Annotated in this window: 17 protein-coding genes; 6 read left to right on the top strand and 11 right to left on the bottom strand. The window is 50.6% G+C overall.

What is annotated here, in order from left to right:
- The first annotated feature begins 113 nt into the window (after window positions 1-113).
- Complete coding sequence (locus tag OLM33_01925) at window positions 114-965, top strand: aminotransferase class IV (protein ID MCW1712435.1); 852 nt, start codon at window positions 114-116, stop codon at window positions 963-965.
- A gap of 99 nt (window positions 966-1,064) precedes the next feature.
- Here OLM33_01925 and ald read toward each other — a convergent pair whose 3' ends face one another.
- The 5 genes from ald to hisS all read right to left on the bottom strand — a co-directional run bounded on the left by ald (window position 1,065) and on the right by hisS (window position 8,031).
- On the bottom strand, window positions 1,065-2,189 hold the full coding sequence (ald, locus tag OLM33_01920) for an alanine dehydrogenase (GenBank protein ID MCW1712434.1): 1,125 nt from the start codon (window positions 2,187-2,189) through the stop codon (window positions 1,065-1,067).
- Between the two features lie 284 nt (window positions 2,190-2,473).
- The gene (locus OLM33_01915) at window positions 2,474-3,736 is read right to left on the bottom strand and encodes a class II fructose-bisphosphate aldolase (protein MCW1712433.1); all 1,263 of its coding nucleotides are present in this window, start codon (window positions 3,734-3,736) and stop codon (window positions 2,474-2,476) included.
- A gap of 110 nt (window positions 3,737-3,846) precedes the next feature.
- A complete protein-coding gene (locus tag OLM33_01910; protein ID MCW1712432.1) occupies window positions 3,847-4,533 on the bottom strand; it encodes a metal-dependent hydrolase in 687 nt (228 codons plus the stop codon).
- A 352-nt stretch (window positions 4,534-4,885) separates the two neighbouring features.
- Entirely contained in the window at window positions 4,886-6,676 is a 1,791-nt protein-coding gene (gene aspS / locus OLM33_01905) for an aspartate--tRNA ligase (GenBank protein ID MCW1712431.1), read from the bottom strand.
- Window positions 6,677-6,780: 104 nt separating this feature from the next.
- Window positions 6,781-8,031 carry a histidine--tRNA ligase gene (gene hisS / locus OLM33_01900; protein ID MCW1712430.1) on the bottom strand — a complete coding sequence of 417 codons (1,251 nt, stop codon included), beginning with the start codon at window positions 8,029-8,031 and terminating at the stop codon, window positions 6,781-6,783.
- A 142-nt stretch (window positions 8,032-8,173) separates the two neighbouring features.
- On the opposite strand from hisS, the gene OLM33_01895 reads away from it, so the two are divergent.
- The 4 genes from OLM33_01895 (at window position 8,174) to OLM33_01880 (ending at window position 11,701) form a co-directional block, all read left to right on the top strand.
- Window positions 8,174-8,719 (top strand): L,D-transpeptidase, encoded by a 546-nt coding sequence (locus OLM33_01895; GenBank protein MCW1712429.1) that lies wholly within the window; start codon window positions 8,174-8,176, stop codon window positions 8,717-8,719.
- A 63-nt stretch (window positions 8,720-8,782) separates the two neighbouring features.
- Window positions 8,783-9,013: a hypothetical protein gene (locus OLM33_01890; protein MCW1712428.1), complete on the top strand. Its 231-nt coding sequence runs from the start codon at window positions 8,783-8,785 to the stop codon at window positions 9,011-9,013.
- A gap of 350 nt (window positions 9,014-9,363) precedes the next feature.
- Complete coding sequence (locus tag OLM33_01885; GenBank protein MCW1712427.1) at window positions 9,364-10,143, top strand: amino acid ABC transporter ATP-binding protein; 780 nt, start codon at window positions 9,364-9,366, stop codon at window positions 10,141-10,143.
- A 1-nt stretch (window position 10,144) separates the two neighbouring features.
- Window positions 10,145-11,701, top strand: a complete 1,557-nt coding sequence (locus OLM33_01880) for an ABC transporter substrate-binding protein/permease (GenBank protein ID MCW1712426.1) — start codon at window positions 10,145-10,147, stop codon at window positions 11,699-11,701.
- Window positions 11,702-11,806: 105 nt separating this feature from the next.
- Here OLM33_01880 and OLM33_01875 read toward each other — a convergent pair whose 3' ends face one another.
- Genes OLM33_01875 through OLM33_01860 form a run of 4 tightly spaced genes read right to left on the bottom strand, consistent with a single transcriptional unit; the run spans window position 11,807 to window position 18,505 of the window.
- The gene (locus OLM33_01875; GenBank protein ID MCW1712425.1) at window positions 11,807-14,038 is read right to left on the bottom strand and encodes an ATP-dependent RecD-like DNA helicase; all 2,232 of its coding nucleotides are present in this window, start codon (window positions 14,036-14,038) and stop codon (window positions 11,807-11,809) included.
- Window positions 14,039-14,041: 3 nt separating this feature from the next.
- Entirely contained in the window at window positions 14,042-15,376 is a 1,335-nt protein-coding gene (locus OLM33_01870; GenBank protein ID MCW1712424.1) for an L-serine ammonia-lyase, iron-sulfur-dependent, subunit alpha, read from the bottom strand.
- 13 nt (window positions 15,377-15,389) lie between these two features.
- Entirely contained in the window at window positions 15,390-17,027 is a 1,638-nt protein-coding gene (locus OLM33_01865; GenBank protein ID MCW1712423.1) for an amidohydrolase, read from the bottom strand.
- Between the two features lie 14 nt (window positions 17,028-17,041).
- A complete protein-coding gene (locus OLM33_01860; protein MCW1712422.1) occupies window positions 17,042-18,505 on the bottom strand; it encodes a leucyl aminopeptidase in 1,464 nt (487 codons plus the stop codon).
- A 152-nt stretch (window positions 18,506-18,657) separates the two neighbouring features.
- On the opposite strand from OLM33_01860, the gene OLM33_01855 reads away from it, so the two are divergent.
- On the top strand, window positions 18,658-20,049 hold the full coding sequence (locus OLM33_01855) for an FAD-binding protein (protein MCW1712421.1): 1,392 nt from the start codon (window positions 18,658-18,660) through the stop codon (window positions 20,047-20,049).
- A 174-nt stretch (window positions 20,050-20,223) separates the two neighbouring features.
- Here OLM33_01855 and OLM33_01850 read toward each other — a convergent pair whose 3' ends face one another.
- Both OLM33_01850 and OLM33_01845 read right to left on the bottom strand, forming a co-directional pair.
- Window positions 20,224-21,636, bottom strand: a complete 1,413-nt coding sequence (locus tag OLM33_01850) for a sodium-dependent transporter (GenBank protein ID MCW1712420.1) — start codon at window positions 21,634-21,636, stop codon at window positions 20,224-20,226.
- A 115-nt stretch (window positions 21,637-21,751) separates the two neighbouring features.
- Window positions 21,752-22,657 (bottom strand): DMT family transporter, encoded by a 906-nt coding sequence (locus OLM33_01845; protein ID MCW1712419.1) that lies wholly within the window; start codon window positions 22,655-22,657, stop codon window positions 21,752-21,754.
- Window positions 22,658-22,711: the final 54 nt, after the last annotated feature.

The following is a 22,711-nucleotide window of genomic DNA, read 5'->3' as shown; positions in this document are numbered from 1 at the left end:
AACACTCCTCAAACGAATTTATTTGATGAATTATAGTCCTCACTATTTTCGATTGCAATTTATTTCGTTGAGTGATAATGTTCCTAAGTCGGAAGTACGATGGGATATATGTTATGAAGGGATTGGTGCTTATGTCTATTTGCTTCTACAGGGGTTCGTTCATGCCATTGGAGGAATGCCGCATCCCTGTTACAGACCTCGCTATTCTTCGCGGGATAGGCGTTTTTGATTCAATAAGGACATACGGGAAAAATATATTCGCTCTCAACGAGCATATCGACCGGCTGAGCGAGAGCGCAAAGAGGTGCGGCATAGAGGCGGAAGCAATAATCAGGGAACTTCCCGATATCATTAAAAGAGGAGTTTGCCGCGATTCACTCCCCGATAAGGACCTGGTAATAAAACCATACATTACCGGAGGAAGGTTTAATGATCACGGCCATTTTCCGGAGCCTGATTTTTTTGTGATTTTTGAAGAAGCCCACGTGATGACCCAGGAAGAACTTAACAGAGGAGTAGCACTGAGGCCGGTCTACTCGCAACGGCCCTTTCCCGAGACAAAGAGCACAAACTACCTGACAGGATATGTCCCGATGATAGGGGCAAAACCAAACGAGTTTGAGGCCCTCTACATAGTCAACGGAGAGATAACGGAAGCCACGGCCAGCAGCTTTTTTCTCTGCAAGGACGGAAAGATAGTTACTGCTCCGGTCGGAAAGGTCCTCAGGGGCATAACGAGGGAAATATTGATCACCCTGCTGAAAGAAAACAACTTCACTGTCGAGGAAAGGTGTCCTCTTGAAAGCGAACTTTCACAGGCGGAAGAAGCATTCATCTCAGGATCTATCAAAGAGGTCCTTCCGGTGATAAGCGTCGGTGACCAGACTATAGGAAACGGGCACCCCGGACCGGTTTCAAAGCATGTACACAAACTTTTCCTCTCAAACCTTAAGAGATGGATGTGATCAAACTTTATAAAACAGAGGGCGAAACCAAGAAGAAGTTTCGCCCTCTGTTTTATTCTTTGTACAACTATTGTTGAATCAGCACTAAAGGTCAATACCTCACAGCTTCAATGCGGCTAGAGCCTCCGTATATTCTTGGTCCATTTTGAAGGTGTCGGCTACTACAGGCAGAGTAAGCCTGTGCCTGTGGATGGACAGCCCCTTGCAGATAGCCCTGTTTTCCTCACAGGCCCTTACGATCCCCTGAGATGCTATCTGCACTCCGTAAGTGACCGTTGCATTTGAAAGGGCTATGGCCGAAGTCCTTGCGTATGCGCCCGGCATGTTAGCAACGCAGTAATGGACTACGCCCTCTTCGATAAATACGGGATCGTCGTGGCTGGTAGGGTGGGAGGTCTCGCCTATCCCGCCCTGGTCGATCGCCACATCAACAAAGACGGATCCCGGCCGCATCGTTTTGAGGTGCTCCCTCTTTACAAGCTTTGGCGCCTTTGCCCCGCCGGGCAGAAGGACAGCTCCGATCACAAGGTCCGATTCTTTTATCGTGTTGGCAATGGTCATCGAGTCACTGTAGACAGAGACGCAGTTAGAAGGCATTACATCTGCCAGGTAGGCGAGCTTTCTGTGGTTGATGTCCGCTATCGTAACTTTGGCTCCAAGCCCGGATGCGACCTTAGCCGCATTTACTCCGACAGTGCCGCCGCCGATAACAAATACATTTGCAGGAGAAACTCCCGGAACTCCCATCGGAAGAAGTCCGCTTCCGCCGTAAGGCCTTCCCATATAATATGCTCCCATTATCACAGACATTCTTCCCGCAACTTCACTCATAGGCTGAAGGAGGGGAAGACCCCATTCTTCTGAGACAAGTTCATAGGCAACGCATGTCGATCCTGACTTAAGACATGCCTTGGTCAGCTCCTCGCACGCAGCAAAATGAAAATAAGTGAAAATGATTTGAGATTCCCTCATAAGGCCATATTCAGGTTTGAGGGGTTCCTTGACTTTGACGATCATATCCGCGGATTCCCAGATATGTTCGGCCAAGTCAAAGATCTTAGCGCCTGCAGAAATATATTCGCTGTCACTGAAGCCTGCCTGAAGTCCCGCACCTTTTTCGACAAAGACCTCATGGCCGGCGCCCACATAGGTTGAAGCAGCAGCCGGAGTAAGTCCCACTCTGTATTCGCGGTTCTTGATCTCCTTTGGACATCCGATCTTCATATCAAATATCATCTCCCTGTTAGAATAAGATAATGAAAACCGTTACGAGCAAATCATACCACAATGTTCAGAATATTACATTATGTGCAACTTTAAAATATTTACCTAAGAAAAATAGTAATAATTATAAGTATTATCAGTAAAACTTAGTTCTTTAAGAAATTTTAAAATTTATTTAAATTTTAGTATTTAGATCAGCATAAAAAATTGTTGCAAAACAAAAGCGGCAGGTGCACAATACCATGCACTCTGCCGCCAAACAATTTATTAACTCAATTTAAAATTTAGTCGTCGTAATTGTTTCCGTCGTTGGCACCTTTTCCGGGAGCGTTCCTTGCCGTGAAGTCCGACCTGCATCCAAGGACTTTCCTGTCAGGCGACGCATTCTGGTCCGGACGGCGTGACATCACCTCGGCTACTGCATCCGCGCTTCCCTCGGCACCAAATGCAACTATGAACCTCTCAGCCCAGTACTGCATTTCATCGACGATCCTGTCGATTACCGGCTGCGGCTCTGCAAGTATCCTGTCACAGAAGGGAAGGTTGAGCTTTTTGTAGTCGCCGCTCTTCCTGCTCATGCCCTTGCTGTCGCCAGCCGTGACTATTTCGTTCCAGAGTTCTGCTGAGATGCCTCTGTCGGCCTCTTTCGTGTAGGTACCGCCCTCGGTTATGGCGTTGCCGGTCTCGGGGTCCATTTTGATCCCGAAGTAGACGTTCTGGAAGAGGGTTGCAACATTGCCTTTCCTGATGCCGTACTTTCTGAAGGTGGAGACCTTGTCGAGAGGCGTTCCGGAAATTCCGTGCTGCGCGATCGTAACTCCGTATGGGGCGATCACGTCGGCTATCTCTTTCGTCCTGGTCAGGTCTATACCTTCCATCTGGCCGACGGTCGGGTCGTATGTTCCGTGGAGGCTTCCGTTTGAAATCGCAAGGTAGTCCGGGAATATGCCCCAGGCGTTAAGCCCTCCGATAAAATACTTTGCCTCTTCTACTGTCGAAAGTTCACCGGGACCTTTGATCTCGCCAACTTCTACTTCAAGTCCGAGTTCTGACGGGAGCCATCCGGCGATCGATCTGGTTGCGACAAAGTTGTCATAGTCGTCAAGGTGGGATGCGTCTATCGCAACTGAGGTAAATCCGTTGACAAGGATCTTTGAAAGATGCGCGACTCCCTTGAGAACATCTTCATGCCCCTTGATGGCGTAGTGGTCGACGTGAAGGCCGAATACGGCTCCGTGCCCCATCTCTGACGAGTACTTAAGCGCGTAGTCAGGGATGTTGTCGTAATTCGATCCGCAGTAAGTGGACTCAGACTTGGCAAGTTCGATCAAAACAGCTGCATTTTTCTTCTTTGCAGCCTGCAGAACAGCCTTGATCACAAGTGGGTGCCTGGCGTTTGCCGCCAGCACGATAGAATCGACTTCCTTAGCTGCCGCAACGATATCTCTCCCACTCACAAGACCCATTGCCTCACTGCCAAAGCGAGACTGAACATTAAGGGGCCTTTTCTTCAACAGTTCCTGGTACGACTTGCTATTTACATCCATAGGAATCTCCTCCCGGCCGGAATACTTATATTTTGGTCCTCATCTAATTGTATCCCAACAAAAGATTAATGCAAGTTCGCCAGAAGAGGCAGAACAGTCTGTATATATATTTAGAACTCGTATTCTTCTCCGGGAGCCAGTATCTTTACTGCGGTGAACATCTCGCCCACAAGGCCTGCAAATTCTTCCGGATCAGCTTCGATCCTGGGAAAGGTATTATAGTGCATCGGTATCGCTACCCTCGGCTTTATCATCCTTACCGCTCTTGCCGCATCTTCGACGTCCATCGTGTAGTAACCGCCTATTGGCAAAAGCGCCACGTCGATATTTTCATCCTCAAGCAGCGACATTTCCATTGTCAGGCCGGTATCGCCCGAATGATAAATTTTCTTGCCATCCACCTCTATTACAAAACCGCAGGCAACTCCGCCGTACCTGACTTCTTTACCCTCCACGATGGGACATCCGTGCCATGCCGGGGTCAGTTTTACCTTTCCAAACGGGAAGACGGCCCTTCCCCCGATATGCATGCCCTCGGTCTTTATACCCTTCGAGGAAAGGTACCCTGCCATTTCGTTGCAGGTAAATACGACCGCATCATTTTTTTTCGCGATCTCAATGGTGCTGCCCATGTGGTCGCCATGGCCGTGGGTGAGGAATATCGCGTTGATGCCGCTGAACTCTTCGGGTTTGGCAGCCGCTGAGGGGTTGCCTTCAAGGAAGGGGTCTATCAGGGCCTTCAGACCCTCTCCTTCAATGTAAAAGGAACTGTGTCCCAAAAAACGGACCTTTGCCATATGTCATCCCTCCAGTATTATTATTTTATCTTGTTAAATTATACCTGAACTTTCCCACCTGTTTTTAATATTGAACTTTGATCTTCTTTTTATATCTTTTCTGCATATTCGTGAGCGGTGATCTGAGAGTTTAAAATCTTTAAGGTGCTGGTTTCCCGCTCACGGCCAGAGAGCCAACGAGTTACGAGTTGCGCGAATCAGCTGGCAGTTACACCAAAATAATGCGGGAAAGACGGTGGAGATGATAAATTATACCTTATAAGAACAGGCGCCCTCCCTCAGGCACAAAAAGAAAAGGCCCCCGGGACTATGCGTCCGGGAGCCTAACTGATCTGATAAGTTATCTGACCGCTTAAAGCAACATCGGATCTACGGTTTTTATGGCAAGCTCGTCAAGCTGCTTTTCATCTACAAAGTTGGGAGCATCTGTCATCGGACACTGCGCCTTCTGGTTCTTCGGGAAAGCCATCACGTCCCTTATAGACCTGCACCCGCATATAAGCATCACAAGCCTGTCAAGACCCAGGGCGATGCCTCCGTGTGGAGGTGTTCCGAAGCTGAGGCCTTCGAGAAGGAATCCGAAACGCTCCTTTGCCGCTTCAGGTGTGAAATTAAGAGCCTGGAACGCCTTCGCCTGCATCTCGGGGTCATGTATCCTTATTGAGCCTCCGCCGATCTCGTTCCCGTTGAGGACTACGTCATATGCGCGGGAGCGCACCTTGCCGGGCTCGGCGAGGAGGAATTCTACATCTTCGTTCATGGGAGCAGTAAAGGGATGATGGACTGCCGTATATCTTCCGGTCTCTTCATCCCATTCAAGAAGCGGGAATTCAGTTACCCAGAGGAACCTGAAAGACCCTTCAGCCATTCCTCTCTCCCTGCCAAGCTCAAGACGGATCTGCCCCAGTATTTCACAGGCTTTGCGCCATTTCTCGTCTGCCATTATGAAAAGCGCGTCCCCGTCATCGATCTCCGAAAGCGACCTGAGCATTGATATCCGATCTTCATCAAGGAACTTGACAAGCGGGCCCTTCAGTTCGCCCTCTTTGATCTGGAAGTTCGCCATTCCCTTTGCTCCGAGCGCTTTTGCCCTGTTTTCAAGATCTGATAGCTCCTTGCGTGAGAGCGCAGCCCCTCCGGGAAGTCTCAGTCCTTTTATCGTGCCGCCTTTTTCGACCAGCGCTGAGAATGGATTTTCACCTCCGGCGAAGACTTCGGCAAGATCCGTCATCTGCATCGGGATCCTCATGTCGGGCTTGTCGCTGCCGTAGAGATCCATGGCCTCTTTCCATGTCAGCCTGGGAAAGGGAGTTTCAACTTTCTCGCCGAGTATCTCGAGGAAGAGGCCGGCAAGGTAGTTTTCCGTCATCTTAATGATGTCTTCTTCCGTTATGAAGCTCATCTCAACGTCGATCTGCGTGAATTCGGGCTGTCTGTCGGCCCTCAGGTCCTCATCCCTGAAGCACTTGACTATCTGCATGTACCTGTCGCAGCCGCTTACCATAAGCAGCTGCTTGAAAAGCTGCGGAGACTGCGGCAGAGCGTAAAATTTTCCGGGGTTGACACGGCTGGGCACCAGATAGTCCCTCGCCCCTTCAGGGGTGGACTTTGTAAGCATTGGAGTCTCTATCTCCATGAACCCGTTGTCCCCGAAGTAGTTTCGGGTGTATCTGGTGACCCTGTGCCTGGTCATCAGGTTTTTCTGCATGGTCTCGCGCCTCAGGTCAAGGTAGCGGTATTTGAGCCGGAGGTCTTCGTTCACTGAGTCTGCGTTGTCCATTTCGAACGGTATAAGTTTTGAAGGTGCCAATATTATGAAATCATCCACCAGAAGTTCTACCGAACCTGTCGCCAGCTCAGGGTTTTCTGTGCCTTCGGGGCGTTTTCGGACTGTTCCCTTAACTGCAAGGACATATTCGTTTCTCAGTGAAGATGCCCTCTTGTGGGCCTCCGCGTTGAGTTCCGGGTTAAAGACGACCTGTGTGACTCCGGTCTTGTCCCAAAGTTCTATAAAAATGATACCGCCAAGGTCACGGCGGCAGCGCAGCCATCCGTTAAGGATGACCCCTCTGCCTGAATCTTCCAGCCTCGCCTGCCCGCAGAACATGGTCCTCTGCCAGGATGAGTCATAATATCTTTCCATAAGTTTTCCCTCTTTCAAAAATGGTCTGAAAAATGTCGTGGCGCAAAATAATTTCAGAAGCAGAGACCCCTTCTCGGTAAAAAAGGGGTCCAGTCTCTTTTATTTCATCTGAGCTTATTGATCATCGTCTCAAGGCTGAGTTCTTCCTGAGTTCCCTCTTTGAGATCCTTCAGTGTGATAAGCTTTTTGTCGAGCTCCTCTCGTCCGATGATACAGGCAAACTTGGCAGTGTTGCCGGCAGCTTTCATCTGACTCTTCATGCTTCGTCCCATGTAGTCCATGTCCGCAGAGATGCGGTTTTGCCTGAGCGTGCGGACAAGATTCATGATCTCCATCCTGACCTCGGGTTCGGCAGCAACAACATAGACCTTGTTGGCAGGCTCTTTCCCGAAGCTGCAGCCCTGTGCTTCCATTGTCAGTACGACTCTTTCTATACCGGATGCAAATCCTACTCCCGGAACATGAGGCCCGCCGATCGCCTCTGAGAGATTGTCGTACCTTCCTCCTCCGCATACGGCGTTCTGTGAGCCTAGGTCTCCGGAAAGGATCTCATATGCCGTTTTGGTATAGTAATCGAGCCCTCTTACCAGCCTGTTGTCTATTTTCACAACAGCTCCGATACGGTCAAGGCCGTTCTTCAGCTGTTCAAAATGTTCTTTGCATTCACCGCAAAGGTGCTCCATCACTGCGGGAGCATTCTCAGTTATCTCTTTGCATATCGGGCTTTTGCAGTCCAGGATCCTGAGAGGGTTCCTGTCGTAACGGCTCTTGCATGTGTCGCAAAGATCGTCGAATCTGCCCTTCAGGAACTCCTGGAGCGCTTTCCTGTAAACAGGCCGGCACTTCGGACAGCCGACTGAGTTGAGTACCACCTGAAGGTTGGAAAGGCCAAGGCGGCGATAGAGTTCCATCGAAAAGTCTATCACCTCAAGGTCAACATAGGCATCCTGCGCTCCCAGCGCTTCAATATCAAGCTGCACGAACTGTCTGTAGCGCCCCTTCTGCGGTCTTTCGTAACGGAACATCGGGCCTATCGACCAGAGCTTTGCAGGCTGCGTTCCCTTGTACATTTCATTCTCAAGGTATGAACGTACCATTGATGCCGTGAGCTCGGGCCTGAGCGTTATGCTCCTCCCGCCCTTGTCCTCGAAAGTGTACATCTCTTTTTCAACTACATCCGTCGTCTCCCCTACGCCCCTGCAGAAGAGTTCTGTATGTTCAAATATGGGAAGATGGACTTCCTTGTAACCGTAATCATCCGCCACATCGCGGCAAATGCCTGTCACATATGCCCATTTCCACGATTCATCGCCGAGTATGTCTCTTGTTCCGCGCGGTGCCCTGATAATGTCCACAACAGCCGCCTCCTGATAAAAATTTTTGTTTTTCAAACTGTTCAAACTGTTATGATACTTCATTTTACGCAAACCTTACAAGTAGCAAATTTCTCAATGTTTGTTATAATTGACCTCGCATCTTTTGCTTGGGAGTGTTTTTATGAAGAAGACCCTCATAATTATCACGATGTTTTCATTACTTATAATGTATGCTGGCGAAAGCCTTGCCGCCCCGAAATGGCAGCCGCGGGAAGGGGAAAAATGGATCGGAATAAACAAAGAGCAGCTCCGGCTGACTCTTTATAAAGGACAGGACCCGCTCAAGACGTGGCAGATCGCTATCGGCAAGGGCAGGGGCACGGAGAAAAAATCCCGTTTTGACCTTATAACGCCTACTGGGACATTCACTGTGTACAGGGTGGTCCAGGATGCGACAAAGCTTGTCTACGACCCTGCGTGGTTCAATGAGCCGGGAGAGCCCGAGGCAGGCGTCTATGGATCAAAGCTGATATCTTTCTACAACAACTGGCAGATCGCGATACACGGCACAAACAACCCTTCTTCAATAGGCAAATGGACCACGCACGGCTGCATAAGGCTGAGAAACAGAGATATTGAAGAGCTGACAAAAGATGTGACCCCTAAAATGAAGCTAGTGATACTGGACAGGGACGAGACCAGAAAATTTTATAAGGAAACGATTTAACGGTACCAGGGGCATGCCCCGGGACTGATCCCGGGCAATTTATAAAAGGAGATGAATACGTCTGTGAGCCGCGCATTTGTAAAAGAGGATGACGGTGAGAGGGGAAGCCTCGTATCTGATATCCTTCACAGAGAGGCAAAGATCGAATGGCTGAGGATCCAGGAGAAAAAACTGGACACCCTGCTTAACGACCCGAAATCAAAAAAGATCAAAACCGAAACTTTAGAAAGATGGATAAAGGAAACCAGGGAAGATATCGAAAAGACAAGGAACGAGCTTGGTTACGAAGAATAAAGCAGTTTTTGTAAAAGAGGTCTTGTAAAACAGAAAAGTTTTCAACAAAACTTTCTGATGCAGATCATTGCGTTTATGAACAAAAACATTTAAACTGAGCACATGTTTCCAAATGTCATTACACGGAAGGGACGTGAGACAAAAATTGAAAATAAACACTGGTGTCTGGTGTGTCAGACACATAAATGCTTTCAGCAGACTTCTTATCAAGACCTGTGCAAATAATATGTCCGCACTCAGCAGCGCAGCAGCAATTTCCACTGCCTCCCCCATATATGGAAAACAACTTCGAATATGACCCCTAAAAGAAAGTGTCAACACTATTCTTTAAGGGGGTATGAATTGTGAATATAAACAATAAACCGCTCATTGTAGTAGAAAACCTCTGTAAGGGCTTTGAAGACGGTGAGGTGCTGAAGAATGTCAGCTTCACCATACGCGAGGGCGACCTGGCATCCATCATCGGTCCGTCGGGATGCGGCAAGTCGACATTCCTGCGTTGCCTGAACTGCCTTGAACTGCTTGACTCAGGTTCCATATCCATTGCCGGCGTGACCATCTCGCGCAGCCCGGGGCAGGTCCCCGATGAAAAAATGCTCGACATCGCCCACGAGATACGAAGCGAAGTCGGCATGGTCTTCCAGAGTTACAACCTATTCCCGCACAAGACGATCATTGAAAATATAATGCTCGCTCCAATGGTCGTCAAAAAACAGCCTAAGGATGAAGCCCATGAACTGGCAATAAACCTCCTTGACAAGGTCGGACTCAAGGGTTTCGCTTCAAAATATCCATCTACACTCTCCGGAGGCCAGAGCCAGAGAGCTGCTATTGCCAGGGCGCTTGCGATGAACCCCAGGGTAATGCTCTATGATGAACCTACATCCGCACTGGATCCCGAGCTGGTCGGAGAAGTCCTCCAGGTTATGAAGGACCTCGACTCCGAGGGTATGACTCAGATCATAGTCACACATGAAATGAAGTTTGCACGGGATGCCTCTGACTACATAATATTCATGGACAACGGCGAGATAGTTGAGTACGACGATGGGGATATACTTTTCACTTCCCCTAAGAGCGAACGGACAAAGGCTTTCCTGCGCCACTTCGTAAATACGGGGGTAGCATAAGATGAAAAAACTGATACTGCTGCTTGTGCTCTTTATGCTCATGCTCTCTTCATCGTCCCCTGTATTGGCAGAGGACAAGAAGGAACTGACATGGGGCGGGGATTCCGAGGGCGGCTTTCCCTACATGTTCCCAAACCCCAAAAACACGGATGAACTGATGGGTTTTGAGGTGGACATCGTTGAAGCCCTTGCTGAGCAGATGGGAAGAAAACCGGTCTATGTGAACAACGCCTGGGAAAATCTGATCCCCGGACTTAACAGGAAGCTTTACGACATATCGATAAACGGACTTGAAGTGACGCCTGAGCACAAAGAGGTAGTCAACTTCTCGATCCCCTATTACAAAACTTTCCTTCAGCTTGCAGTTCGCAAGGAAGACAACTCAATAAAGACCCTTGAGGACTGCAGGGGCAAGAAGGTCGGGACTCTCAAGGAAAGCTTCGCTCAGGAACTGCTTGAAGAGGTCGGCGAAATCGACATAAGGACATACAACGTCGAGGCGAACACTTACGAAGATCTCGCCAACGGCAGGCTGGACGCCGCATTTTTCGATCATCCCATAGCTCTCTATTCAGCAGGTTTCAACCCGGAGATAAAGTTTGTAGGACCCGAGGTCGGAGAACTTGAGTATGCCATAGCCGTTCGTATGGAAGACAAGGAACTCCTGACAGAAGTAAACAAGGCCCTTGTCGCGCTGCGCGATTCAGGCAAGCTCCGCGAGATATACGACAGATGGAACTTATGGACGCCCAAAATGGCAGCAGAGTTCAACGATTACAGCCCGTCTAAGATCGAGGCTTCAAGGTACAACGAATGGGCTGAGGCACACAGGCCGCAGCTGACTTTTGCCAAGCGCCTGGAAAGATACAGTGATGCGCTGCCCGCTTTTGGACGTGCCGCGATCGTAACGATGCAGGTCTCCATCACTGCAATGATACTTGCGATCACTCTTGGACTTACTCTGGCGATTACAAGGGTCTTTGCTCCCAAATGGATAGCCTCTGTGGCCACTCTCTACATTGAAGTGGTCAGAGGGACTCCCGTTCTGATCCAGCTGTTCTTCATCTTCTACGGGCTTCCGAGCATCGGGGTAAAGTTCTCGCCCTTCTGGGCCGGAGCGATCGGACTGGGACTGAACTACGCTGCGTATGAAGCCGAGATCTACCGTTCCGGGCTTTTTGCCATACCAAGGACACAGTGGGAATCGGCCCTTGCCCTGGGTATGACGAGATGGCAGGCCATGAGAGAGGTCATCCTTCCGCAGGCGGTAAGGGTGGTCATACCACCCATCACGAACGATTTTATCTCTTTGCTCAAGGACTCCTCTTTGGTATCGATCATAACGATGGTCGACCTGACAAAGGCATACGGACAGATATCGGCCACTTATTATGACTACTTCGGCCCAGGCATAATCGTAGCCGTCATCTATCTCCTGCTGGGACTTCCGTTCGTGCGCTTCGCCCGCTATACGGAAAGAAGGCTGGCCGCGGTGGAAAAGGACGGAAAATACGGCCATAGGGAAAATATTTACCGTTCATCAACACGCTATATATAAACAGACGATGTTACAGCAAGATAACGGGCCGGCAGACACCGCCGGCCCGTTATCTTCTTTTCGTCCTGTTTCCACAACCCCATCTCCGAGAACGCACCTCATCCCTTAAAAGCAGCTTTTCAGCCTCTCTGCAAGCCGGGTATATCTTTTACGCGTCTTGTCGTTTTTTACGGCTATCGCGACAGCTTTTCTCGTGCCAATGACAACGACCAGCTTCTTGCCTCTTGTGATGCCCGTGTAAAGCAGGTTCCTCTGGAGCATCATGTAGTGCTGGGTCATTATAGGGATCACGACGGCCGGGTATTCCGAGCCCTGTGATTTATGGATGGATACGGCATATGCATGGGTCAGTTCGTCCAGCTCCGAAAAATCGTATGATACACGGCCGCTGTCCATTTCGACAATGACCCTGCTCTCTTCCCCGTCTATCCTGACGACCGTGCCGATGTCGCCGTTATATACGTCCTTCTCGTAGTTGTTGCGTATCTGCATTACCTTATCGCCTTCCTGGAGAGTCCTGCCCATCCTCAAAACTTTTGACCCCTGACAGGTATTCAGGGCCTCTCTCAGCTCCAAATTCAGCCTTGCAGTCCCCACGGATCCCCTGTGCATAGGGGTGAGGACCTGTATGTCCCTCACGGGATCGAGCCCGAATTTCTGTGGCATCCTCAGGGTAACCAGCCTTTTTATTATCTCCAGCGCCTTATCCGGGTCGCTTTCCTCAATAAAATAGAAATCGCTCAGGGAGGAAACCTCTCCCCTCTCATCAAGGAAGGGCATTTCACCGCTGTTGATCCTGTGAGCGTTGACGATTATCATGCTCTCCCGGCTTTGTCTGTAGATCTCATTTAAATGGACGACAGGGCAGACTCCCGAATCAATTATGTCCTTCAGGACATTGCCCGGGCCTACTGATGGCAGCTGATCAACGTCCCCGACAAAAATGACGGATGATCCTTTGGGAACAGCTTTAAGAAGATGGTGAAAGAGGACCTGGTCGATCATCGAGGCTTCGTCCACTACAAGAAGGTCGCAGTCCAGCGGATTCGTCTCATTCCTCATGAAGTCTCCGCCGGACATCGTGCTGCCTGTGTATTCAAGCATCCTGTGGATAGTCTTCGCCTCATGGCCAGTAGCCTCGGTCATTCTTTTGGCAGCCCTTCCCGTCGGGGCGGCAAGCATGATTTTAAAACCCCTGGCAGACCTGATCTTCATAATAGCTTTGATCAGAGTCGTTTTCCCTGTGCCCGGGCCGCCGGTTATGACCATGACCTGTGAACTGAGAGCCGTTTTCAGGGCTTCAGTCTGCCGGCCGGCAAAGCTGATCCCCAATTCCCTCTGGACCCATGGTATGACCACCTCGGGATCGGCGTACTGCCCGTTGAAGGGTGACGACAGGATCGAACAAAGATTCTTCGCAGAATGAACTTCGGCATAATGAAAGGCGGGCAGATAGACTGCGCAGTCGTCCTTTTTATCTGCGTCAGTATACCATTCGATGATAAGTTCCTGGTTCAGCCTTGCATCCTCTATACCTTTTTCGACCACTTCGGAAGAGACGGAAAGGATCTCCGCAGCGGATGCGGTAAGTTCCTCTACAGGGACAAATACATGTCCTTCTCTGGTCAGCTCGTTCATGACATGAAGCACTCCGGCCCTGATGCGCAGCGGGGACTCCCTGCTGAAGCCCATGCCTGAAGCGATCTTGTCAGCAGTCATGAACCCGATCCCGAATATGTCTATTGCCAGCCGGTAGGGATTTTCCTCCAGTACCCGTACAGAGGCGCTTCCGTAATGCCTGAAGACCCTCAGCGCATAACCTGTCCCTATACCGTGGCTCTGAAGGAAAAGCATGACCCCGCGCACTTCTCTCTGTTCCAGCCAGGCTTCTTGTATGGCCGCGGCTTTCTTCTCACCAACCCCCTCTATCTCAATCAGCCTCTCAGGGTGCGAATCAAGTATCTCGAATGCATCCGCTCCGAAAAGAGAGACTATCTTTTCCGCTATTGAAGGGCCTATTCCCTTAATAAGGCCCGAGCCCAGGTATTTTTCCATTCCTTTGACGGATGAGGGCGCGAAGGACTTATATTCCATAATTTTGAACTGTGATCCAAACTTTGGATGCTCGATCCATACACCTCGCATGTTCAGGACCTCACCAACAGCGGGGGAAGCTATCGTTCCAACTGCGGTGACCAGATCGGGATAACCTTTCACAGCAATGCGGAGAACGGCATAGCCGCTCTCCGCGTCATTGTATGTCACTCTTTCTATCTGACCGGTTAGTTCCTTTGTTTCTTCTGCATCCGAGGGATACCGGCGTCCGTTGTGTACCATCTGCTAAAAGTTCTCGGCTGAAGGGCGATGACGCTGGTCAAGTATCTCAATTATTACCCTGTCCACATTTTTCATTCCCTCACGGGTGACCCGGGCAACGTTTTCGATGGTCTGCTCGAGCGACTCCCCGAAGACTCCCTGCGGGATCCCCAGTTTTTGTCCGGCCAACGCCCATCTGGCAGCAAAATATGCCTCGGTCGATGCTGAGCTCACCTTAAGTGCGCAGCTCTCCTTTGCCCCGTCACAAAGCATGCCGGCAAGGTTTGAAAGCAGCAGCTGCATCCCATCTGCCATCTGGACCTCAGTACCGCCCATCAGGCAGGTCATCCCCGCGGCAGAACCTGCTCCGGCAGCGACCGAGCAGCCGCAGACGACTGACATCCGCCCAAGACGCCTTTTGACAAAGCTCGTTGATATATGGCTGACGGCAAGAGCCTTCGCTATCTCATCGTCAGATCTGTTAAGATGTTTTCCCAGAACTGCGATCGGAAGGATCGCTGTGATCCCGTGGTTGCCGCTGCCGGCGCTGCTCATTACAGGCAGGAGTATCCCCGACATCCTTGCATCAGCTGCAGCCGCGGTTACGCTCCTTATCTTCAGTGCGATATCTTCAGACTCTGCATTGCCATATATTTCCCTCAGTGTTCTGCCAAAGCGGCTTCCCTGCACACATTCCCCGCAGGTCGAACAGACTTCGCTGGGTTTGTAACCTCCCACGGCCACTGCCATGTTCATCTTGATGCCTGACAGAAGGAATTTTTTGTCATCTTCATCCATCTCGTCTGCCAGCTTGAGAGCCTCCGTGAATATCCCCGGGAAACCGTCATCTTCAAACCCTATCAAGGATGCGGAAGGGTCTGATAAGTCTTCCATTACAGTAACGCCGTCAAGTATGACTTTTTCTATATGGTTGTAATTCCCGCTTACAAGACAGACAGATTTATGTCCGGGCGTAAAGATGGAGGCAAGCACATAGACACCGCTTCTGTCGGGATCGCAGTAGATCGTCACTCTCTCTTCCTTGACCCACTTTTCGGCTTTCTCAACATCCTTCGCAGTGCTGTTTCTGAGCACTTCAAGGCCGAGGTCCGGGTCTCCGCAGATCGCGCCCATGGCGGCTGCCATTGCGTTCCCCCTTGCACCCCTCGTTCCCGGTATGCCGACCGCCATTCCGTTTTTGTAGATGCTTCCGCTGACTGTTACCCTTATGGAAGCCACCTCCTCCCTGACTGGGAGTTCTTTGCAGGCCCTGGCCACAGCCAGTGCTACCGCCCCCGGATCAGTGCATCCCAGTGCAGGTCTTACTTCTTTCGCAAGGAAATCTTTGAGCGTCAGCATATCCGGACCCCTCCTAACGAATATAGCGTATCCTCCCGTCCACTACCGTTAATCCTATTTCAAGATCTTGGATCTCATCGTCGTCTATCTTGAACGGGTTCTCCATATAGGCGATAACATCCGCAGCCTTACCAACCTCGAGTGTTCCGCGGAAGTCTTCTTCCCCGCATACCAGCGCTCCTCCCTTTGTGTACATGGAAAAGGCCTCGACTCTGTCAAGCTTTTCTGAAGGAAGCCATCCGTGTTCCGGTTGGTTTGAAAGGTCTTTTCTCAATATTGCGGCTCTTATGCCGAGAAGCGGGTCAAGAGGCTCTGTAGGTGAATCTGATCCCGCTCCCACTGTTATACCGAACTGCAGGAGAGTCTTCCATGCATAGCTCCATCTGGCTCTCTCCGCTCCGAGCCTTGACATTACTATCGGCCAGTCTGATGTCACAAACGCCGGCTGGATGTCCGCCATAACACCCAGGTCTGCCATCCTCCTGTATATGTCGTTGGCTCCGACCTGGCAGTGGACTATTCTGTGCGATACCGGTCCCGCATTATCTGACGCAGGTCCTTTGGCAGATTCAACGGAATTGAGGCACCTTTCTATCGCGCCGTCTCCGATCGCGTAGTATGCCACCTGCATCCCTGCTTCCTGGGCTATCACGGTGAGACGGTCAAGTTCACCCTGCGACCTCGCGTATATGCCTCTGTTGCCGGGTTCGTCCGAATATTCCTCTCTTAGAGCGGCAGTCTTGGCACCCAGTGTGCCGTCAACATGGATCTTGAGGGGGCCGGAAGAGAAATAGCTGATCCCGTTCCTTTGGTGATAACCGCATTCGATAAAGGTCGAGAGTTCGGTTTCATCTCTCAGATGCCACTGTTCCGCAATTCGGAGAGGCATCTTGTCGTCCAGCTCCATCTGTTCGTAAAGCCTGAAGATCCTGTCTGTGCTTCCGACTATACCAAGATCATCGGTCTGGACCGAGGTAATGCCAAGCTTGACCATCTCTTCGGCGGCTCTCTTATACCATCTGGCAAGCGTCTCGTCGGACGACTCCGGAATGTTCATCCTGACCCAGTTCACCGCCGCTTCACTGACTACTCCCGTCGGCTCGCCGTTTTCATCCGAATTGACTACACCGCCCGATATCTTGAATCCCTTTCCTATCCTCAGTATCTCAAGTGCTTTGGAGTTCAGCGATGCAATATGTCCGCACGACCTCTCAAAGAAAAGCGGGATATCTGCAGCTATCCTGTCCAGATCGTGCCTGTTGGGAAACCTCTTTTCCTCAAGATGGTTCTGATCCCACCCGCGCGCGAAAAACCACTGTCCCTTGCTTATCGGTGATCCCGAAAGGAAGTCAAGGCTTTTCGCTATGATCTCTTCGACAGAGGACGTTCCCGAGAGGTTAAGGGTCTCAAGGCTCCTGCCGGTAGCCAGTAGATGGTTGTGGGTATCCGTCATGCCCGGCATCAGATACTTTCCCTTTATATCCAGGACAGTAGTCCTGCTGTCGCACAGCGAGAGTATTTCTTTATCGCTTCCGATAGCCTGTATGATGCCGTTTTTTGCGTACAGCGCCTTTGCCCTGCCCGGGGATGTCATCGGGTAGACAACGCCGTTGATAAGTGCTATGGAATCATTTCTCTGTACATCCCCCATCGGTCGTACCACCTTTACATCGTCATGATGAGCGTTGTCAGGGTCCTTGTCCCGAAACCCGATGCGCCTTTGACATAGTAGCTTCTCTGTTCCTTAATAAAATCGGCTGCAGCGATATCCAGATGGACCCAAGGGATATCCTTGCCTACAAATGCCTCGAGGAACATCGCCGCTGTTATCGCCCCTCCGTACCTTCCTCCCGAATTAACAAGGTCGGCGACAGGTGACTTTATTGCTTTTCTGAGGGTCGGGTCGTCCATAGGCAGTTTCCAGAAACGTTCGCCTGCCATTTTTGCGGCAGCCAGCACCTCTTCCCCGAAGGCATCGTTATTTGTGAAGAGGCCTCCCGTGTTGGTCCCCAGCGCTACGGCGCAGGCGCCGGTAAGAGTAGCAATGTCAACTATCTTGTCGGGCTTCAGTTCCGATGCGAAAGCGAGTGCATCGGCGAGGGTAAGCCTGCCTTCGGCATCTGTGTTGTTGACTTCGATCGTCTTTCCGTTCCGGGCGCGCAGTATGTCGTCAGGCCTGTACGCGCTTCCTCCCGGCATATTTTCTGCCGCAGCTATTATTGCCGTGACTTTCCATGGAAGCTTTAAGCCGGCGGCGGCCCTGACAGCTCCGAGGACGGCGCAAGCCCCGCTTTTGTCGCCCTTCATGGTCGTCATGTAGTCAGCAGGCTTGATATCGAGACCGCCGCTGTCAAAGGTAAGCCCCTTTCCCACAAGTACGACATGTCCCCTGCACTCTCCTTCCGGAGACCATGTAAGGGTTATGAACCTGGGCGGATTGGCGGAGCCTTTCGCAACTGCGTGGAAAGCTCCCATTTTCTCTTTAAGGATCTTCGCCTCATCCCATATTTCACATCTTAGGCCAAGCTCTTCCGCAAGGGAGACGGCTTTTTCCGCAAGTGCGACAGGCGTTATGACATTTCCGGGTTCGTTGGCAATATCTCTTGTGTAGCACTGTGCCTCTGCCAGGATCCTGCCTTCGGAAAGCCCCTCCTGGTCGGCCCCGGCAACGTAGAGACAGTCGGGGGATATAAGTTTTTCGTCCTCTTCCTGAGAAAGGTATTTATCAAAAACGTAGCATCCCAGAACGGATCCCTCTGCGGCAGACCTGGAAGATATCCTCTCTTCCGCCCGGGGCATGACCAGAAGTACGTTCGAACACCTTTTGGCAGCAGCAGTCCTCAATACCGAAAAACTTCCCTCCCTTATATTTTCCTGGAAGGTCTCTTTTTCATTTCCCAATCCGTGTACAACGACATATTTGACCGACCCGTGCAAAACGGGGATCTTTATCATCGTGCCGGCCTTCCCTTTGAACTTTTCGTTTATTACGGCGCTGCGGCATAGTTCGAGCATCTCCCCTTCAAGGGGGGCAAGAAAGACAGACTCAGGCGAGGCCTCTTCAGCGAGTATCCCAATCAGCTCGACACCGGCATGATCGAAGCCCTTTTCACATTTAACAATGTTCACTATATTCCCTCCAAAAAAAGTAACTTGTTTGTATTCTGAACATCATAATAATATCACTATTTAATCTTAATGTTGATGTACTTTCTGCTTAACTTGCCTTTTCTGCTATACTAATCAGGGTCGATCTTCTGCTTTACACGGGGGAATGAATAATGGTAAACAAATATGATGTGATAGTTGTCGGAGCAGGCCCTGCCGGTTTGTTCGCGACACTGGAACTTATAAAAAACGAACAGAAGGTCCTTCTGATAGATAAGGGAAGATCTATAGATGCCCGTATCTGCCCTATGAAAAAGGGCGCACCGGAATGCGTTCACTGCAATCCATGCAATGTTGTATGCGGATGGGGCGGCGCAGGGGCCTTCAGTGACGGCAAGCTCACGCTGACACCGGAATTCGGCGGCAACCTGGAGGAGTATTGCGGACGCCAGAAACTGCTTTCACTTATCGATGAAGCGGACAGGGTCTACCTTGACCACGGTGCGAGCAGCACCCTATTCAAACCGAGCGGCGACCTTGCGAAGAGGGTGATCACCAAAGCGCTTCAGTCAGGCCTGGACATTATCCCCGCAACGATACGCCACATGGGAACAGACAAGTCCAAGCAAATACTGGGAGCGATATATGAGACCATAAAGGGCAGCTGCGAGGTAAGAACCAATACAATGGTCGAAAAAGTCATCCTGGATCCCGACGGATCCGTTTCAGGCGTCCTGCTTGCCGGCGGAGAAGAGGTATACGCCGACAGGGTCCTTCTTGCACCCGGACGCGAGGGAGCTGCATGGATGGAAAAGACCGTTAAGGAACTTGGTCTGGAGATCGAGTCGCTGCCTGTAGACATCGGCGTCAGAGTCGAGATCCCCTCTGCCTGGGCCGAGGACATAACGGACCAGTTCTACGAGGTCAAGGCACTCCTCGACACTCCTACCTTTGACGACAAAGTGCGCACATTCTGCATGTGCCCCCATGGCGAAGTCACTTCGGAATACCAGAGCCACCATGAGATCCTCACAGTCAACGGCCACTCGAACCAGGGGAATGAATGCAAGACCGAGAACACTAACTTTGCTGTACTGGTCTCGACGAAATTCACAAAACCTTTCAGGGATCCTATAGGTTACGGAAGCCACATCGCACGTCTGGCAAATATGCTTGGCGGGGGGATAATCGTCCAGAGGCTTGGCGACCTCCGTAAAGGCAGACGCTCGACACCGGATAGGATAGCCAGGGGACTTGTAAGGCCGACCCTTACGAGCGCGGAGCCCGGCGACCTTGCCTGCGTCCTTCCCTACAGGCACCTGGTAGGCATAATGGAAATGCTTGCCGCCCTGGACAACATAATTCCGGGAGTAAACAGCGGACACACTTTACTCTACGGTGTAGAGGTCAAGTTTTACAGCCTTAAAGTAGCTCTCGACAGCGGACTCAGAACTTCGATAAAGGGGCTTTACGCAGCCGGCGACGGAGCCGGAGTCACAAGAGGGGTAATACAGGCATCGGCATCGGGCCTCTGGGCGGCAAGGGCGATGCTTGAGGAGAAATAAATAAATTGTAAACAAATTTCTTATCTGAACTGATATTTGATGTCCTGGATCAAGTGGACTGAAAATCAGACCTGCAGGACCGTATCCGTTGCTTCTGCAGAAAACAGACAGGCGCATGCCCCTGGGCATGCGCCTGTCTCCATATCAAGCGATAAATATATTATCGGGCTAATGTCAGAATTTCAGCACTCCTACAGAGTTTAGGAATATTATCAGCACCAGAAGGGGAGTCACGTACCGAAGAAGGAATCTGATCAGTATCACCTTGCCCTCGTTGTTCAGCTTCCCGTGGTTGGTCAGTTCATCCCTGAGATCCTTTTCCTTCATTTTGTATCCCGCATAGAGAGCAATGAAGAGCCCTCCCAACGGCAGACAAATGTTGGATGATATGAAGTCGAAGAGGTCGAAGAATCCCCTTCCCATGACCTTGATGCCCCCGAAGAAGCTCGAGCTGTCTGCAGATCCCGCCGCAAGGACCCCTACCACGGCAATTATGGCGCAGTTGAGGATCGCGGCCTTTTTACGGGGCATGTTGAATTCTTCCGACATCCAGACCGTAGGAACTTCTACCAGTGAGAGCATCGCACCATTGGCTGCGAATGATGTAAGCAGGAAAAATGCGAAAAGCAGCACCTGTCCCAAGGGCATCTGCGAGAAAACCAGTGGGATGGTGATAAAGAGCAGACCCGGCCCTGCCCCAGGTTCGACTCCGAAGGAGAATACCGTTGGGAATATGGCAAGTCCCGCAAGCATCGAAACACAGATATCAGCGATGGCTATCTTGAGAGGAGCTGTTGAGAGATCCGAATCGGCAGTAAAATAGGATCCGTATGTTATCATCGTCCCCATTCCCAGAGAGAGTTTAAAGAAGGCAAGCCCCATTGCCGCAAGCGTGACCGAAGGAGTGATCTGAGAGAAATCCACATGGAAAAGAAAACGGAGACCTTCTGAAGCTCCGGGCAGGGTCAGGGCCCTGATCGCACAAATTATGAGAAGTATGAAAAGTACAGGCATCATTATCCTGATAGCCTTCTCTATGCCGCTCGAGACACCAAGGGAAATAATTGCGCCTATGACACAAAGGACAAGGACCTGCCAGAATATCGGTGAGAGTACCGCTGCCGAGAAGAAGCTGCCGCCCGCCGTGCCTGCACCGATGGCGCTGCCGAACATAGCCCCGGCCTTCTCGGCCGTAATGCCTGCGAAGGCTCCTGTTGCCGCCTTAAATGTGTAATAGTATACCCATCCCGCCACACAGCTGTAGAAGAACATTATCAGATATGCGGCAAGGGCTCCCATAAAGCCGATACCCGACCAGGGCGACCTTGGATCATTATCCAGTTTTCTGAAGGCACCGACAGGATTCATCCTTGATCTGCGGCCTATGACAAACTCGCTTATCATAATCGGGACTGCGACCATAAAGACAAAAAAGAGGTAAAGGACAAGAAAAGCCCCGCCTCCGCCCGTGCCTGTCATGTACGGGAATTTCCAGATATTTCCCAGGCCGACGGCAGAACCAAGGGATACCATCAATGCAGCCAGAGTTGAACTGAAAGCGTCTCTTTGTTTTGTTTCCAATGACAATAAGATCTCCCCCTCAATTTGATATCGCAAAGAATAAAATAATGCGTTTTTAAAAATTCGACTTGATTTTACACCTAATTGTCGAAGAAGGGGGATAAATATTAGTTAAAATCGATCAACATATATTTTTACAAGTTCTGACAGTAGCGCAGACAATTGCAATAATTATAATTCCGCAGCCCATCACTTCCTGCGTAGAAGGCGACTGCCCCAACAGCAGGGACGTCAGGCCTACTGCAACGACTATCTCAAGCGTGCACAGAAGGCTGACAGTCGCAGCCGGCACATACTTCAGCGCAGTATAGAAGAGCCCGTATGCAAGAAGGCTGCCGCAAAAGGCCTGGAATGCCATAAGTGCGAAAAGAGGCGGCGTAAAATTGTTAATGTCGTCCCATCCGACAAGAGCGCTTTTGCCGACGGCAAGAACGATGCCGCCAAGTAGATGTGCGAAAAAGAGCAGTGTCATCTGGTCTGTCTTTTGTCCTTTGCATACTCTTCGTGCGACAAGTGCCTGTCCTGAGATGCCCACTATTGCAAGAAGGGCCCACATCAAACCTGGGACGGATATTCCCGAAAAGGTCTTTTCTCCTCCTACCATACCCAAATATACACCGGCGATTATTAGAAAGCCTGAGATCACCTGGAGAGTGGTCGGCCTCTCACGTGTTATCCATAACGAGCCAAGGAGTGTCACCAGAGGAAATGTGTAGTGAATGATAAGTGCTTCAGCCACGGAGAGGTATTTTAAGGACATCAGGAATCCCCCTCCGGAAAAGACCACGGAAAGCAATCCTGAGAGGAAGTAGAAAGAGAGCATGTTACTGTCAGGTCTGAATACTTCCCGGCCTTTAGTGTAACAGAGATATGGCCCCATTATAATTACAACAAAAAGGGCACGAAACGCCATAACAGACATAAGACTTATTCCTGCACCTGCAAGGACCTTTGCGATCGGGCTCATTATGCCCCAGCATACTGCAGCGATAAGCGTCATGGCAACTCCGTGCCAGTATTTATTCATTTTGTGGATCTACCTCGCTGTCTTTTTTTGTTTTGCCTCTTCTCAAAGCGTTTT

It is taken from the genome of Synergistaceae bacterium DZ-S4 (assembly GCA_025943965.1).
GTDB lineage: Bacteria > Synergistota > Synergistia > Synergistales > Synergistaceae > Caenicola > Caenicola nitritireducens.
Note: the sequence above shows the minus strand (reverse complement) of the source record. Positions and strands in the feature narration are given on the sequence as shown.

What these genes read in the sequence shown, in the direction of transcription:
- OLM33_01895 (MCW1712429.1), top strand. Translation starts at nt 8,174, where the DNA reads ATGAAGAAGACCCTCATAATTATCACGATGTTTTCATTACTTATAATG.
- OLM33_01870 (MCW1712424.1), bottom strand. Translation starts at nt 15,376, where the DNA reads ATGCTGACGCTCAAAGATTTCCTTGCGAAAGAAGTAAGACCTGCACTG.
- ald (MCW1712434.1), bottom strand. Translation starts at nt 2,189, where the DNA reads ATGAAGATCGGATGTCCAAAGGAGATCAAGAACCGCGAATACAGAGTG.
- OLM33_01925 (MCW1712435.1), top strand. Translation starts at nt 114, where the DNA reads ATGAAGGGATTGGTGCTTATGTCTATTTGCTTCTACAGGGGTTCGTTC.
- OLM33_01845 (MCW1712419.1), bottom strand. Translation starts at nt 22,657, where the DNA reads ATGAATAAATACTGGCACGGAGTTGCCATGACGCTTATCGCTGCAGTA.
- OLM33_01865 (MCW1712423.1), bottom strand. Translation starts at nt 17,027, where the DNA reads ATGGGGGATGTACAGAGAAATGATTCCATAGCACTTATCAACGGCGTT.
- aspS (MCW1712431.1), bottom strand. Translation starts at nt 6,676, where the DNA reads ATGGAAAGATATTATGACTCATCCTGGCAGAGGACCATGTTCTGCGGG.
- OLM33_01855 (MCW1712421.1), top strand. Translation starts at nt 18,658, where the DNA reads ATGGTAAACAAATATGATGTGATAGTTGTCGGAGCAGGCCCTGCCGGT.
- OLM33_01915 (MCW1712433.1), bottom strand. Translation starts at nt 3,736, where the DNA reads ATGGATGTAAATAGCAAGTCGTACCAGGAACTGTTGAAGAAAAGGCCC.
- OLM33_01910 (MCW1712432.1), bottom strand. Translation starts at nt 4,533, where the DNA reads ATGGCAAAGGTCCGTTTTTTGGGACACAGTTCCTTTTACATTGAAGGA.
- OLM33_01875 (MCW1712425.1), bottom strand. Translation starts at nt 14,038, where the DNA reads ATGGTACACAACGGACGCCGGTATCCCTCGGATGCAGAAGAAACAAAG.
- OLM33_01880 (MCW1712426.1), top strand. Translation starts at nt 10,145, where the DNA reads ATGAAAAAACTGATACTGCTGCTTGTGCTCTTTATGCTCATGCTCTCT.